Origin of the sequence: Mangrovimonas sp. DI 80, assembly GCF_001975575.1 — a bacterium.
Classification (GTDB): domain Bacteria; phylum Bacteroidota; class Bacteroidia; order Flavobacteriales; family Flavobacteriaceae; genus Mangrovimonas_A; species Mangrovimonas_A xylaniphaga.
Window position 1 is genome coordinate 201,394 of the sequence record NZ_MSDT01000003.1, and the last position, 14,636, is coordinate 216,029.

15 protein-coding genes and 1 tRNA gene are annotated in these 14,636 nt (G+C 37.4%); 8 read left to right on the plus strand and 8 right to left on the minus strand.

Annotation, left to right across the window (positions count from 1 at the left end; translation table 11 throughout):
* Positions 1-4 precede the first annotated feature (4 nt).
* On the plus strand, positions 5-1,000 hold the full coding sequence (locus BKM32_RS07130) for an App1 family protein (RefSeq protein WP_076663206.1): 996 nt from the start codon (positions 5-7) through the stop codon (positions 998-1,000).
* A 4-nt stretch (positions 1,001-1,004) separates the two neighbouring features.
* Here BKM32_RS07130 and BKM32_RS07135 read toward each other — a convergent pair whose 3' ends face one another.
* The 5 genes from BKM32_RS07135 to BKM32_RS07155 form a co-directional block, all read right to left on the minus strand.
* A complete protein-coding gene (locus BKM32_RS07135; RefSeq protein WP_053978518.1) occupies positions 1,005-1,619 on the minus strand; it encodes a deoxynucleoside kinase in 615 nt (204 codons plus the stop codon).
* 3 nt (positions 1,620-1,622) lie between these two features.
* On the minus strand, positions 1,623-2,402 hold the full coding sequence (locus BKM32_RS07140; RefSeq protein ID WP_076663207.1) for a hypothetical protein: 780 nt from the start codon (positions 2,400-2,402) through the stop codon (positions 1,623-1,625).
* Positions 2,403-2,483: 81 nt separating this feature from the next.
* A complete protein-coding gene (locus tag BKM32_RS07145; protein WP_076663208.1) occupies positions 2,484-3,194 on the minus strand; it encodes a response regulator transcription factor in 711 nt (236 codons plus the stop codon).
* Positions 3,195-3,315: 121 nt separating this feature from the next.
* Positions 3,316-3,999: a response regulator transcription factor gene (locus BKM32_RS07150; RefSeq protein ID WP_076663209.1), complete on the minus strand. Its 684-nt coding sequence runs from the start codon at positions 3,997-3,999 to the stop codon at positions 3,316-3,318.
* The gene (locus tag BKM32_RS07155; RefSeq protein ID WP_076663210.1) at positions 3,989-5,518 is read right to left on the minus strand and encodes a sensor histidine kinase KdpD; all 1,530 of its coding nucleotides are present in this window, start codon (positions 5,516-5,518) and stop codon (positions 3,989-3,991) included. The genes BKM32_RS07150 and BKM32_RS07155 overlap by 11 nt, the downstream gene beginning before the upstream one ends.
* 125 nt (positions 5,519-5,643) lie before the next feature.
* Between BKM32_RS07155 and BKM32_RS07160 the strand changes: the two genes are divergently transcribed.
* From BKM32_RS07160 to BKM32_RS07190, 7 genes are all read left to right on the plus strand, one after another.
* Positions 5,644-6,006 (plus strand): hypothetical protein, encoded by a 363-nt coding sequence (locus BKM32_RS07160; RefSeq protein WP_076663211.1) that lies wholly within the window; start codon positions 5,644-5,646, stop codon positions 6,004-6,006.
* Between the two features lie 20 nt (positions 6,007-6,026).
* Positions 6,027-6,863 carry a GLPGLI family protein gene (locus BKM32_RS07165; RefSeq protein WP_076663212.1) on the plus strand — a complete coding sequence of 279 codons (837 nt, stop codon included), beginning with the start codon at positions 6,027-6,029 and terminating at the stop codon, positions 6,861-6,863.
* Positions 6,864-6,971: 108 nt separating this feature from the next.
* On the plus strand, positions 6,972-7,853 hold the full coding sequence (locus BKM32_RS07170) for a GLPGLI family protein (RefSeq protein ID WP_076663213.1): 882 nt from the start codon (positions 6,972-6,974) through the stop codon (positions 7,851-7,853).
* Positions 7,854-7,892: 39 nt separating this feature from the next.
* Complete coding sequence (locus tag BKM32_RS07175) at positions 7,893-10,598, plus strand: carboxypeptidase regulatory-like domain-containing protein (RefSeq protein ID WP_076663214.1); 2,706 nt, start codon at positions 7,893-7,895, stop codon at positions 10,596-10,598.
* 94 nt (positions 10,599-10,692) lie between these two features.
* Positions 10,693-10,774 (plus strand) — tRNA-Tyr (locus BKM32_RS07180).
* A gap of 297 nt (positions 10,775-11,071) precedes the next feature.
* Positions 11,072-11,923 (plus strand): universal stress protein, encoded by an 852-nt coding sequence (locus tag BKM32_RS07185; RefSeq protein ID WP_053978509.1) that lies wholly within the window; start codon positions 11,072-11,074, stop codon positions 11,921-11,923.
* 57 nt (positions 11,924-11,980) lie between these two features.
* Positions 11,981-12,745: an exodeoxyribonuclease III gene (locus tag BKM32_RS07190; RefSeq protein WP_076663215.1), complete on the plus strand. Its 765-nt coding sequence runs from the start codon at positions 11,981-11,983 to the stop codon at positions 12,743-12,745.
* A gap of 120 nt (positions 12,746-12,865) precedes the next feature.
* On the opposite strand, the gene BKM32_RS07195 is transcribed toward BKM32_RS07190, so the two are convergent.
* The 3 genes from BKM32_RS07195 to BKM32_RS07205 form a co-directional block, all read right to left on the minus strand.
* The gene (locus BKM32_RS07195; RefSeq protein WP_076663216.1) at positions 12,866-13,273 is read right to left on the minus strand and encodes a hypothetical protein; all 408 of its coding nucleotides are present in this window, start codon (positions 13,271-13,273) and stop codon (positions 12,866-12,868) included.
* A 27-nt stretch (positions 13,274-13,300) separates the two neighbouring features.
* Positions 13,301-14,062, minus strand: a complete 762-nt coding sequence (locus BKM32_RS07200; protein WP_076663217.1) for a hypothetical protein — start codon at positions 14,060-14,062, stop codon at positions 13,301-13,303.
* Positions 14,063-14,138: 76 nt separating this feature from the next.
* Positions 14,139-14,525 carry a hypothetical protein gene (locus tag BKM32_RS07205; protein ID WP_053978505.1) on the minus strand — a complete coding sequence of 129 codons (387 nt, stop codon included), beginning with the start codon at positions 14,523-14,525 and terminating at the stop codon, positions 14,139-14,141.
* Between the last annotated feature and the right edge of the window lie 111 nt (positions 14,526-14,636).

The following is a 14,636-nucleotide window of genomic DNA, read 5'->3' on the forward strand; positions in this document are numbered from 1 at the left end:
TTCAATGTTTAAAAAAGACCCGCTTCAAATTGTTGTTTTTCAAAGTTACGGGACCAATTCCCATTTGTATGTGAGGGGAAGGGCTTTGGAAGACGAATCGATTGATCTCGATCAGCATCATATTTTTCATTTATTGGTAAATTCATGGAAGCGTTTTGAAAGCGATGAAATTAAATACGCCAACCTTAAAATTACCCTGCCAGATTCAAGAATAATTGAAACCCAAACTGATGACCACGGCTATTTTTTGGTAGATACCACTCTTAAAGATTTACACGCATTGACCAATGAGGAAGGTTGGGTGCATTTTGAGGTGTCCTATAGCGATGACCATCCAAAGCGGAAAATTCAGAACAATAATAGGTTTCAGGGAGAGCTGTTGGTGCCTTCCGAAAAAGAGGATTACGGTGTTGTTACCGATATTGATGACACGCTTTTGCATACTGGTGTGGTATCGTTGTTAAAATGGCGTGTAATTTATAATACCATCTTTAAGAATGCCAAGCATCGGTTGCCTTTAGAAGGAGCTCCTGGGTTTTATCATTTGTTGCATCGGGGAAGATCAGGTGAAAATGCGAATCCTATTTTTTATGTCAGCCATAGTCCGTGGAATATGTATAGATATTTGGAGTTGTTTTTAAGGCAGCATCAATTTCCGAAAGGGCCTATTCTGCTAAGAAGTTTTAAAAATATTCTGCAGAAAAAAAGAGGAGATAAACCACAAAAGCAAAAGGAGATTTTAAATATTTTGAAAACCTACCCTAAGATGAAGTTTATCTTGATCGGGGATAGTGGTGAATTTGATGCCGATATCTATATCGAAATAGCGCAAATGTACCCAGATAGAATCTTGGCCATCTATCTTCGCAGTGTCAAACACAACAAAAAAATGTTAAGGGTTCGCGGTTTGTTTGAAAACTACAAAACTACGCCTGTACTTTTGGTAGAAAGTAGCGAAGAGGCCATAGCCCATGCAAGAGCCAATAAATTTATTAAATAAGGGGTTAAAAGAGACCGTTTATTTGGGCGTCAATTCTATTGATAACTTCACCTAAATCTTCTGGTTTCGACACAAAATCCAATTGGTCTACGTCAATAATCAGAAGGTTGCCTTTATCGTAACCATGAATCCATGCTTCGTAGCGTTCGTTTAACCTGCTTAAATAATCAATACTAATAGAGCTTTCGTAATCCCTTCCTCTATTGTGGATTTGCGATACTAAATTAGGGATAGAACTACGCAAGTAAATAAGCAGATCTGGTCCTTGTACCAAAGATTCCATAAGGTCAAAAAGCGAGCGATAGTTTTCATAGTCCCTATTGGTCATAAGGCCCATGGCGTGGAGGTTTGGAGCGAAAATATGGGCGTCTTCATAGATGGTTCTATCCTGAATAATGTCCTTGCCACTTTGCCTAATTTGCAATACCTGTCTAAATCGACTGTTCAAAAAGTAAACTTGCAGGTTGAAACTCCAACGTTCCATTTGATTGTAAAAATCATCTAGATATGGGTTGTCTACCACATCTTCTAATTGTGGTTCCCAATGAAAATGTTTGGCGAGTAATTTTGTAAGCGTTGTTTTTCCAGCGCCAATATTTCCTGCTACTGCAAAATGCATATGTTAATCAATTTTTAGATGGAATTGTTTGAGGGTTTCCCTATCGTAAATATACAAGGTTTGGTTGGTTACTAAAAACTGTTTTATTAACAATTCGGGAAGGACGATACTTTGGAATTGGCTCTGCCCATTTCCCAAAAAGTAAAGTTGGTTGTCTTTTTTTAGGATAAGGATTTCATTAACAGTACCCATAGCTGTAAAGCCTTCATTTTTTATTTTGGAAAGTAAACTCCCAGTATAGGTGTAGGTGTACAGATAATCTTCGGTAAGTAGCCAGCAGTAGTTGTAATTGCTTTTAAGGTCCAAAACTTTGGATTGGATGGGCATGGCGGCTGCTTTTGTGGTATTGGTTTTGTAATCGTAAAGTTCCAATTGAAGTAAATCCTGATTGAAAATCCATATGTTGTTATCGAAACCAGTGCTTATATGCGAGACATTTTTATAGGGCTGTTTGGTATTGAAATCAATTCTGAAAATTTCTGCCAAACGATTGTCTAAAATAACAACCGTATTAAAGTCTTTATAAAACAAATTAATCTTTAATGGATTGAAAGTATTTGCCGAAGTAAGATTCCCTAATTGCACATTGGCGTAGTTGATATCCTTTCCTTGATATTTCTTATGGAAAGTACTGTTGGAGATGTAGTAGAGGGATTCAAAATTGTCAATAGCAATGATGGTATCTGCCTCAAAAGGTCTTGAATCATCAAAGGTGGCTTTAATAGATGTTTGCGCGTTGGCAAGAAGGCTGTAAAAAAGCAATAAAAAAAGGGAGTACTTCATGGAATTGAAATTACAAAATGCATTTGAAAGTTTGGAAGCGTGGATAGGAAAAAAAAGCAGCTAATTAATTAGCTGCTTTTTTTATTCTGATTCTTCATTTATTTGAAATTCAAGTCCTACGCCTCTCACTCTTCTTACGCTGATATTTTCATCATCCTTAAAAAACTTACGGACGCGGCTAATGAATACGTCCATACTGCGGCCAGAGAAGAAGTCTTTTTTATTCCAGACTTTGGTTAAAATATCTTCTCTTGGAATCAATTGGTTTCTGTAGTTTGAAAAAAAGTATATCAGTTGGGCCTCTCTTTCTGTGAGGGTTTGAATAGAATCTCCTAGATGGAGTTCAAGGTTGTTGAAATCGAAGGTGTATTTGCCTATTTGTATAAGGTCTGAAGTTTGGGTCTCTACCGTTAGCTTTTGTTGTTGGAGAGTTCTTCTAATGATATTGTTTACCCTTAAAATGAGCTCTTCCAATTCAAAAGGTTTCACAATATAATCATCGGCACCTAAACGTAATCCTTTGAAACGGTCATTTTTAGTTTTTCTTGCTGTTAGAAACAAAAAAGGAATATGAGGGTTACTGCCCACCATTTTTTTTGCCAAGGAGAACCCATCCATTTTGGGCATCATGATATCGAGGATGCAAATATCGAAAGTTTGTTGTTTGAACATCTCAAAAGCTTCTTCTCCATTTTGGGCCCAACTTACCTTGAACTTGTTGAATTCTAAATATTGTATAAGAGAAGTGCCAAGGTCTATATCATCTTCAGCTAATAAAATGTGTCTTTCCATAGAGCCTTAGTTTTTTGTCGGGATGCTTTCGAAATTTTCTGCAAAAATAGGCAACTTATTAATGTTATTCAAATGACTAGAATCATTAAAAAATATATGGCTTTATATGAGGGAGAAAAGTTTAGTAAATGAGTTTATACCCAAAACCTCTCACGTTTAAAATCTGAATGTCAGTATCCTCCTTTAATTTTTTTCGAAGTTTGGTGATAAAGACATCCATACTTCTGGCGCTGAAAAAATCGTCATTTCCCCAAAGTTTGTTTAAAATTACGGAACGATCCAAAACCTTGTTTTTGTTTTGGATCAAGTGAAATAGCAAATGGGCTTCCCTGTGGGTTAATTGAATGGAGTTTTCATCAAGGAATTGTAAAGTCTGTTTTGGAAAGTCAAAGGTAAACTTGCCCAACTGAAAGGTTTTAGAAGCTTTTTGAAGTTTAGATCTATTCAGTAAGTTGTGAATCCGTACAATCAGTTCCTCCATACTGAAGGGTTTTTTTAAATAGTCGTTGCCGCCTATCGAAAAACCTTCTACCACATCTTGGGTTTGGGATTTGGCCGTTAAAAAAATAATGGGAATGCTGTCGTCTATGGCTCTAATGTCTTTGGCCAGTGTAAAACCATCCTTTTTTGGCATCATTACATCTAAAACCAAAATGTCTGGATGCTTCAATTTATAAGTGTTCAAAGCAACTTCGCCGTCTGGGCAGAGAAGTACATTAAAATCTCTGGTTTCAAGGCTCTCCTTGATAATTTGGCCCAAAGCAGCCTCATCTTCGGCCAGGAGTATGGTGGTTTTAGGAGTCATTAGGCATGTTAATTTTAAAAGTAGTCCAATCTTTGGTTAGGTCCAATTGAATGGACCCACCATGCTTTTCAATAATCTTTTTGGTATAATACAGTCCAATACCGAAGCCCTTTACATCGTGTGTGTTTCCTTTGGGAATACGATAGAATTTTTCGAAAATCTGGTCTTTATGTGCAGTAGTAATGGTATTTCCGTTATCGGAAATTTCTATGTTGTAACCATTTTGATTTTGGTCTAGTGATACCTTTATTTGGGAACCACCATATTTAATGGCGTTGTCCAAAAGGTTGTTGAGCACATTCTCAAAATGGAAAACGTCTACATGAGCTAACACATCTTTTTGGTTAGGTTGGAAAACTAAAGTTTTGTTTTCAAGCTGAAGTTGATGTTTGTTAATGACCGTTTCCAGGAGTTCCGTGATGTTGGCGGTCTCTTTATTCAGTGGTAAGTTGTCGCTATCCAAAGTGGCAGTTTCCAATAACTTTTCAACCATAGTATTGAGTTTGGAAAGTTGCTGGTTGGAAATGTTTAGATAGGTCTCTGTTTTTTTTGGGTCGTTTTGTATGTTGAAATTTTTAATGCCTTCAATGGCGGCACTAATGGTTGCTATGGGTGTTTTAAATTCATGGGTGATATTGCTGATCAGGTCATTTTTTACTTCAGATAACTGTTTTTGGTGCTTGATGATTTTTAGTAAATAAAACAGGCAGCTGATAACGGCTAAAATTAGGATGGTAGATATAAGAATTCCAGAAAGACTTCGCTGTAGGATTTCTGCTGTTTCATTGGCGAAAAATACCGTGAGATTGTTGCCTCTTGGCAAGTATGAGGATTCCGAAGTTGTGCTTAAGACATGTTGTTTTTTTAGCTTTTGACTCTTTGGTGTGAACGAGAGTTGGTTTAGGGTAATGGTATCATTGTCATTGACATTTTCAGTGAGTTTGTAGTCAATGTCAATATGCTTTCGCAAAAGTTCCTTTTGAAAAAGGGTGTCTATTTTTGGAAGTGAAATACTATCGCTGGACAATGAAATGACCACTTTCGAGGTGAGTATTTCGAAGTTTTTTCGCTTTGTGGAATCTACTTCATTGTTAAAGGCTGCTTCCAATACATGGTCTCCCATTTTTGGTTTGTGAAGGTTTAGGGAGCTTAACATGGAATCGGCTGCTTTGCCCTTAAAAATTGAAACACCGTCTATAGCTTTCAGCTCCAAGGAATCTAAACCTTTGTGTTGTTTGGTAGAAAAATCAATTTGCTTGATAATACTGTCAAAAGCACCGCCATTCTTCATAAATTCATCCTGCCCATCACCATTGAAAGCAAAGCCAATAGTAGTGTTCTCGGCCAACTCGGTATAATAGGCGTCTACAGCGTTGTCCAAACTTATTTGGACTTCATTGATCAATTGCTGCCTGTTGGAAAGATAGTTTTTGTAATTCCAATATACCTGTATGCCAATGGTGCAAAGGATTACCAAAACAATAATGTATAAAATCCAATTGTAGCGTTTATCGTTCATAACTCAAATGTAAATGTTATGCCATTGGAAAACTAATCGGTTAACACACGTTAACACTAGTTAACTGTAATTGCAGAAATTAACAGCCATATTTGTAGTGTCAATTAATCAAAAATCGAACAGTTATGAAAACATTAATTATTGTGTTAGTCACAAGTCTGATGTCTGTTTTATGCTTGGCCCAATCACCAAGCGTAGCAGACTTTGGCGGAAGTGGCGAGGTTAAATTTGAAAGTATTTTCATAAGTATTAATGCTGAATCTATGCAGGACTTGGAGGACTTGAATCTAGAGGAAATACAGGATATCTTTAAAAACTCCGAAGCCAATAAAGAATTGTCATTCCAAATTGTGTGCTATGGCGAACCAATGAAAAACGGAAAGAAGTCGTCTTTGTCCATGAAGGCCGATGGCAATTCCAATGATTTGGAAGCTTTTTGCAATCAAATTAAAATGATACAAAAAATGGCCTTGGGCTATTACCAATAAAAAATCAAAAAGAACTACTTATGAAAACAGTTATTAAAGTTTTTGCAATATTGATGGTATTTACAACCATTGCCAATGCTCAAGATTTTACAGGCGTTGCCACGTATAAAACCAAACGTAAAATCGATATCCAATTGGATAGTAGTCAGGTGAATTCTGAGATGCACCAAAAAATGATGGACATGCTTAAAAAACAGTTTGAAAAGACTTTCATTTTGTCTTTTAACAAGGAAGAGTCTATCTATAAAGAAGAAGAAAAACTGGGAGCGCCTCAAATGGGAGGCATGCAAATGGTGGTAGTAAATACCGGAGGTTCGGATATATTGTATAAGAATACAAAAGAAGAACGCTATACCAATCAAAATGATGTGTTCGGGAAGGTTTTCTTAATAAAAGATCAGTTGAAAAAGGAAGATTGGCAATTTGAATCAGATACCAAAAATATAGGAGAATATACCTGTTACAAAGCAACCATTACAAGGGAGCAACCCAAGCTTGTTAGTGGAATTAGTGTAAATGGCGACAAGGATTTAAGTCAGGAAAGGGAGCCTGAAATGGAGACGGTAACCGTGACGGCTTGGTACACACCCCAAATTCCTATAAACAATGGGCCGGCCAACTATTTTGGTTTGCCGGGGTTGATCCTTGAAGTTAATGATGGCTCAGAAACCATTATTTGTAGCAAGATTGTTATGAATCCTGCGGATAAGGTTGAGATTACAGAGCCTAAAAAGGGCAAAGAGGTAACCCAAGAGGAGTTTGACAAGATCATGGAGAAGAAACTCAAGGAAATGGAAGAACGCTATAATTCCGAGCGGGGTGACGGTCACAACATTGAAATTAAGATTGGTGGATAGTATTTAAGAAAATTTTAACACTTGTAGGGTTAACTATTAAAGATTTCATAAGTCTAATATGGTGTTTAAGAGATAATTTTATCATTTAACAATCAACCACCTTATCATATGAAATCGATTTCTACCAAATTATGCCTATTGTTCATATTTGTCATGACGAGTATGGCAAATGCACAAGAATTTCAAGGCAAAGCCATTTACGAATCCAAAACTACCATCGACATGTCCAATTTTGGAGGTGGCCGGCAATTTACAGAAGAACAAAAAAAGATGATGGCCGAGCGCATGAAACAAATGTTTGAGAAGACATTCATTCTTGTGTTCAATAAAACGGAGTCCATATATAAAGAAGAAGAAAAATTGGAAACTCCCGGTGCAGGAGGACCTATGAGAATGATGGGGAATTTCACAGCGGGACCACAGTATAAAAATGTAAAGGATGCTCAATTGCTACAGGAGCAGGAGTTTTTTGGAAAGCAATTTTTAATCAAGGACGAATTGCCAAAGTTGGAGTGGAAAATGGAAAGCGAAACCAAGCAAATTGGTCAGTATACCTGTTTCAAAGCTACGGCAGTAAAAAAAGTGGATGACATGGATTTTAGGAGTATGAGACCACGTCCACCAAAAGACCGTAGCGAGTTGCAAGACAAGGAAAAAGCCAAAGATTCTACATCTAAAAATGTCATGGATGAGGTAGAGGTTCCGAAGGAAATTATTATTACCGCTTGGTACACACCACAAATTCCAGTCAACCAGGGGCCTGGAGAATATTGGGGATTGCCAGGGTTGATTTTGGAAGTCAACGCAGATAGAACGACCATACTGTGTTCTAAAATAGTATTGAACCCAGACGAGAAGGAAACCATTAAAATACCTTCGAAAGGGAAAGAAGTTACTCGTGAAGAGTATAACGACATTGTGAAAAAGAAAATTGAGGAAATGCGCGAAATGTATGGAGGTAGACGTCACGGTGAAGGCAGACGTTTCTAATCGCAATTTCCATAGTATCAAACATTCCAAACCACTAAAATGAAAAGACTTTTGTTAGCCATGTTGCTATTAGCGACAAGTTATTCTTTTGCCCAAATTAAAGTAGAGGGCGTTGTAAAGGACAGTATCGGGACCCCTTTGGAACTGGCCAATGTTATTGCCATCAACCAAGAGAGCAATACTTTGGAATCCTTCGGGACGACGAACGATAAGGGCCGTTTTAAGTTGAATTTAAAGGCTAATTCCAAGTACAAGATTCAGGTGAGTTACATTGGGATGAAAACCCATGAAGAAATTATTTCAACCCAAGAAGCAGATATTACTAAGGACTTTTCATTGCAAATGGACAACACTCTGGATGAGGTGGAATTGGTGTATGAAATGCCTGTAACGGTAAAAGGGGATACCTTGATTTATAATGCCGATTCCTTTAAAAATGGAACGGAACGGAAACTTGAGGATGTTCTGAAAAAATTGCCTGGGGTAGAAGTTACCGACGATGGGGAAATTGAAGTTGAAGGTAAAAAAGTGTCGAAGGTGATGGTGGATGGAAAGGACTTTTTTGATGGCGACTCAAAATTGGCCACTAAAAATATCCCTTCCAATGCGGTGGATAAAGTGCAGGTGCTTAAAAATTATGCAGAAGTAGGGCAATTGAAAGGAGTGACAGATAACCAAGATAATATTGCCATAAACATTAAGTTGAAAGAAGGTAAGGAGAACTTCTGGTTTGGCCATGTTACGGGAGGTTCCGGCGTGGCCAACGAGGATGGTTTGTATGTGGTGCAGCCCAAACTGTTTTATTACAGTCCTAAATACAGCATCAACCTTATTGGAGATTTGAACAATATAGGGGAAGTAGCCTTTACTAGACGCGACTATTTCAACTTTACGGGAGGCTTTAGAATGCCGAGTAGACAAAGTGGTACCAACATTGATTTAGGAAATAACAACTTAGGCTTTCTAGCATTGCAAAATAATCGCGCCAAAGCTATCAGTACCAAGTTTGGGGCGGCCAACTTTAGTTATTCGCCAAAAAAATCATTAGACTTAAGTGGGTTTGCTATTTTCTCCAACTCCAAAACCGAACTTCAAGAAAACAATTTTGTGCAATACACCAATCCAGAGTTGGGAATTCCGGATGAGCTTACCCAAAGCAATACCATGCAACGAAGTGATTTGGGAATGCTAAAACTGAGTGCCAAGTACAAGCCTAATGTAAATAACCAGTTGGATTATGATATTGTGGGGAGGATGTCCAAAGAGTCGCAAGACCAGTTGTTCAATTCTTCTGTTATAGGAAACACCAACCAGTATGAAGAAACCAGTCCGTATAGCATTAATCAAAATCTGAACTATTACTATACCTTGAATGAGAAGAATATTTTCGCTTTGGAAGTGCAGCATTTGATTCAGGATGAAGATCCATTTTACAATGCTGTTTTAGAGGATAAGGAGAATTATGAGAATACAGCGAACGCTTTGGGGATGAACGCGGACCAGTTGGTGTATGACATAGGGCAGGACAAGCGAATCAAGTCCAATCAAATGGATGCCAAGTTGGATTATTGGAATGTATTGAGCCAACGAAGCGATATCAATTTTACCTTCGGAACCATTTTGAGTAATCAGAAGTTCGACTCAGAGATCTTTCAGGTTTTGGATGATGGTTCGGTTTTTGACCCTACGCCAACCTTTAATGACGGATTGGATACCAATAATACCGATTATAATTTCAGTGATATTTATTTGGGGGTTCATTACCGTTTCAAACGAGGGAAGTTTACCGTGTCTCCTGGATTTTCCACCCATGCCTACAGTACAAAAAATGTGCAGTATGGCGATACGTATAAGGACAACTTCTTCCGAGTACTGCCAGATTTCAATATGCGTATTCAGTTGAAGAAGAGTGAAAATATCAATTTGAATTATAGAATGCAAACCCAATTTACCGATGTGACCAATTTAGCAAAAGGGCTGGTGTTGAATAACTATAATGCCATTTTTGCCGGGGACGAGACTTTGGATAATGCGGTGTCGCATAACGTCAACCTGACCTATTTCAGCTTCAACATGTTTAATTATACCAATGTGTTTGCTATGGTAAGTTACAGCAAGCGCATTGATCAAATTAGGAGTCTGTCTAATTTTGAAAGTGTGATTCGTACAAGTTCCCCTTTTAACTCGTCTTTTGCAGATGAAACGGCTTCTGCCAATGGACGTTTTCAAAGACGTTTTGGGAAATTGCAGGCTTCGGTTATTGGAGGTTTGACCTATTCCAAATTTGCACAATTTATCCAATCGCAGACCTCGGTGAATGAAAACTACACCCAAAATTATAAAGCCGAACTTCGTACCAATTTTAGAGAGGCACCGAATGTGGAACTAAGCTATGCCTATACCATTCAAGATAGTGACCAAGGCGATACTAGAGCTAAGTTTTATACCAGTACGCCATCCGTTGAGTTTGATGCCTACATTTGGAAGGCCATAACTTTTAGAACTGATTTCTCCTATACCAATTTCAGCAATGAAGATGGTACAATCAACGATTATAAGTTTTGGAATGCATCCTTGTCCTATAGAAAAAATCAAGATGCCAAATTGGAGTATGAGCTAAAAGCAACTAACTTGTTGGACACGAGGGCTCAAAACGAAAGTAGCACCAGTGATACTAGTATCAGGGCCAGTGAGTATTATATTCAGCCAATGTATGTTACGTTTAGGTTGATTTATACGTTGTAGAAGGTTAATTCTTTCAGAAGGAAAAATAATTGAGTTCTTTTCTCTTTTTTATTTGCGCAAATGAAAAACTGTAGTATATTTGCGCTCGGTTTTGGGGGAGATACTCAAGCGGCCAACGAGGGCAGACTGTAAATCTGCTGACTATGTCTTCGCAGGTTCGAATCCTGCTCTCCCCACTAAAACAACAGAAGCCTGCAAGAAATTGCAGGCTTTTTGCTTTTTAAATACTTCCTGTTTTAATGGCTTCTCTTTTAAAATTAGGAACTCTATGAGTTCAAATTCCTGCTGATATATGTCATTGTTTTAAGTGTTTAAGTTGTGTAACTTTAGTAGTGGAATCTTGGAGCGAAATTTAAACTGCTTCAACGGTTTCATTGGCAATACCCCTAGATTTTATTGAGAATTAGTTGAGGTTTATTCCTAAGTATAGCAGAAGAAGGGCCCAAAGCGCATGAAAATTAAATTTAAATGTCATGAAAAATATTCTTCTTCCCACCGATTTTTCTGAGAATTCTTGGAATGCCATCAAATATGCCTTGCAGCTTTTTGAACATGAAACCTGCAAGTTTTATTTGCTTAACACTTATACACCTCCAATTTATCAGATAGAATATGCATTGATGATTCCCGACAAACTGGGAATGGTGGATACGGCTAGGTCAAATTCAGTAGAGCAATTGAATGATTTTAAGGACCGGATGCATAAAGAGTTTCGTAATCCTAAGCACACAATTGAGACCATGGCTATTTTTAATACCTTAATTCAGGAAATTATCCTTTTTGTAAAGGAAAAGGCCATTGATTATGTTGTGATGGGAACCAAGGGGGCTTCGGGAACCAAAGGGGTTTTGTTTGGATCCAATACAGTACAGGTGTTTAAAAATGTAAAATGTCCTGTATTGGCAATTCCAGAAAATTTTCCTTTTGAAACACCTCATGAGGTGCTGTTTCCAACCGATTATTCCATCGATTATAAGGAGAGTCAGTTAAAGCCTATCCGCGATATTTTGTCTGCTCATAGTTCTCGGGTGAATATTTTAAATGTGGTTCCGGAAAACGGACTTTCTGAATGGCAAGAAAAGAATAAAGATACCTTGGAGACTTACTTTAAGGACATAGCTCATATATTTCATAGTGTGAGTAATGCTACCGTTGTAAATGCCATCGAAAAATTTCAGATCAAGGCAAAAATCAATTTATTGGTCATGATCAATAATAAGCACTCCTTTTTCGAGAATTTGTTTTTCAAATCCAATATCAATCAAATTGGGTTTAATTTGAAAATCCCATTTTTATTGATTCCTTCAAAATTGCTTAAGGCGTAATTTGGGTATTATTGTTAATTTTCCTTCATATATTTAGTAAATCAAATTCTTAAACGTATGAAAATTGTTTCCTGGAATGTTAATGGAATAAGAGCCATATTGGGTAAAGGTTTTAAAGAGGCGGTAGAACATATGGCGCCAGATATATTGTGTTTACAGGAAACCAAGGCCCAGGATAATGAGGTGCTTAAGGCTTTGGGAGATTTTGAAGAATACACGCTAAAATTCAATTCGGCCAGTAAAAAGGGTTATTCAGGAAGTGCTTTACTATTAAAGTCAGTTCCTTTGGGTGTAGCCAATGATATTGGGGTAGAAGAACATGATGACGAAGGGCGTGTGCAGTGTGCGGAATATGAGGATTTTTATTTGGTGAATGTATATGTGCCCAATTCGGGTCAAAAATTGGATAGGTTGGATTATCGGAAGCAGTGGGACGAAGATTTTCTGAAGTATTTAAAAACTCTAGAGGCTAAGAAGCCTGTTATAGTTTGTGGCGATTTTAACGTGGCACATCAACCCATAGACCTAAAGAATGACAAGGCAAACTATAACAAAACAGCGGGCTATACTCAAATAGAAATAGATGGCATGGATGCCTTTATTGCTTCTGGTTTTGTGGATGCGTTTAGAACGTTGCACCCAGATGAAGTTGCCTATACCTATTGGAGCTACCGTTTTAAGGCCCGGGAGCGCAACGTGGGTTGGAGAATTGATTATTTTTTGGTGAGCGAGGTATTGGTGGATAGGGTGAAATCTGTAACAATTTTGAGTGATGTTTTTGGTTCAGATCATTGTCCGGTACAGTTGGAAATCGAACTTTAATTGTTCATTTGTATTCAACAAGTTTTCCTATGGTGAATTGAATTATGTTGAGTTCAGGGTAAGGCAGTGCTACACCAATCTTTAGTTGGCGTGTCTAGTTGTGTCAAATCAATGTTCCGATTACAGACTTTTCGCAAAGCTGAATACGATTTTTTTAAATGACCGGAAGTTATTTTCAAAGGTGGTAATGCGCTCTTTTATTTTTCTGTGTTCTTCCCTAAAATTGCTATCGGAGATTTGTTGGTCTCCATTTTCAATTTTAGAAAGTTTTCGCTCGTGTTTCATGATTACTTGTTGAAAGTCCTCAAAAAGATCTTTGTGAATTTGGTCTAGTTCCCGTAGCATGTCTGCATGTTCTTTTTGTTGCTCGGTAATAGGAGTTTTTTTAGACAAAAGGTCTTCAAAAAATCGAGTTTCATCTTTCCAAAAGGCCAGGTTTTCGAGCCATTCTTTGCTTTCAAAGTGAAGCACGTTCAGTCCAGCTCCCAATAGAAGCTCGGTTTTTGGGTTTGTATGTGTAGTTTCCATAATGTGTGAATTCAAGGTTTCTAAGAATTATAAATATCTACTTATTAAGCTGTCTCGAATGCTGTTTCTGGCAGTTTGAATCAATTGTATTGCTTTTATGGTTTTCATCCGTTTAAGATCTGCTATTTCGGTTGGGGTAAAATTGTAGTTTGCAAACAAATCGAAGGCAGATTGCATTGGGATTGGAAGTTTTTTGAGTACCATGGCAATGTGCTTTTGAATTTTGGTTTCGTCGAGTTCTTTGTCCAATTTCTCAATGTAGTCTTGCTCGTCATCTTTGATAAAGACATGGTTTAGCAGGTAGTCGTTTTTGTTGTATGAAATATCGTCCAATTCTTCAATCATCAATAAATCGCCGTCGCCATCTGTGCTAAACTGTTCTTCCATTTCATTCCATTCGTCTTTGGTGTACTCATCAATATTTTTGTAGAAGAAGTCGTCAAATTCCTCTTCAACGGTGATGTCTTCGAGTAATTCGTCAGTTTTTTTAAATAACCATAGATAAAAATCATCGGCTTTTTTTACCTCTTCAATATGGTCGTAAACTTCTATGAAGAGTTGGTCAACAATATCGTCCTCGCTGTATTTATTTCTTGAAAAATGTGGGTGGGTGGATAGTGCGGCCAATCTTCCGCGGATATATTTTTTAATACTCGGTAAAATTTTTAGGATAAGATTGTTGAAAGTCTCCCTGTCATCTACTTTTTTTAGGTGGATGAGTTCTGGGAATACTTCGGTAATCATTACCCGAATAGTCCCTTTTTTATAAGTGTCTGTTGCAGTATTCATGACTTTTATGCTTTTATTTATTGTTCGTTTTTGGGGCCGTAATTTTTGTCATTACGACCCTGTTATGAAAGTGTTTTTACATGTGTTTTGAGAGGAACTTGAAGAAATCCGTTTTTAAATCATGATAGATCATTCTTTGGGTTTCCATGCGTTCCCTTAACAGAAAATGTTTTTTTGCCAGATTGAAATTCATCACGTCCTCGCCTTTTTTTTCATGCTCGGTCATGTCTGTTTCATGTACATTGATGTCGTGTTGAAGTGTGTCCATAACTTCTACTTGACGGATAAATTGGTTTTGGAAATGTTCCAATTGTGCTAAAACGCTGTGATTGGTATAGCGTTTTACTAGTTCTTCCAAACGCTTGTTGAAGGATTTCAATTCATCTTCCCAAAAAAAGAGTTCTCTTTCCCATTGTTTGTGCTCAAAATGCAAATCTGAATTTTGGATTATTAGCGTTTCCATGAGTCCTAATTTTTAAGTATTGTTCTCGTTTAACTTGCGGATTATTGTTGTTTGCCAAGATTCCTGCCACAGAAAATGACATTGTAGAACGTTAATAATTTTTATAGGATT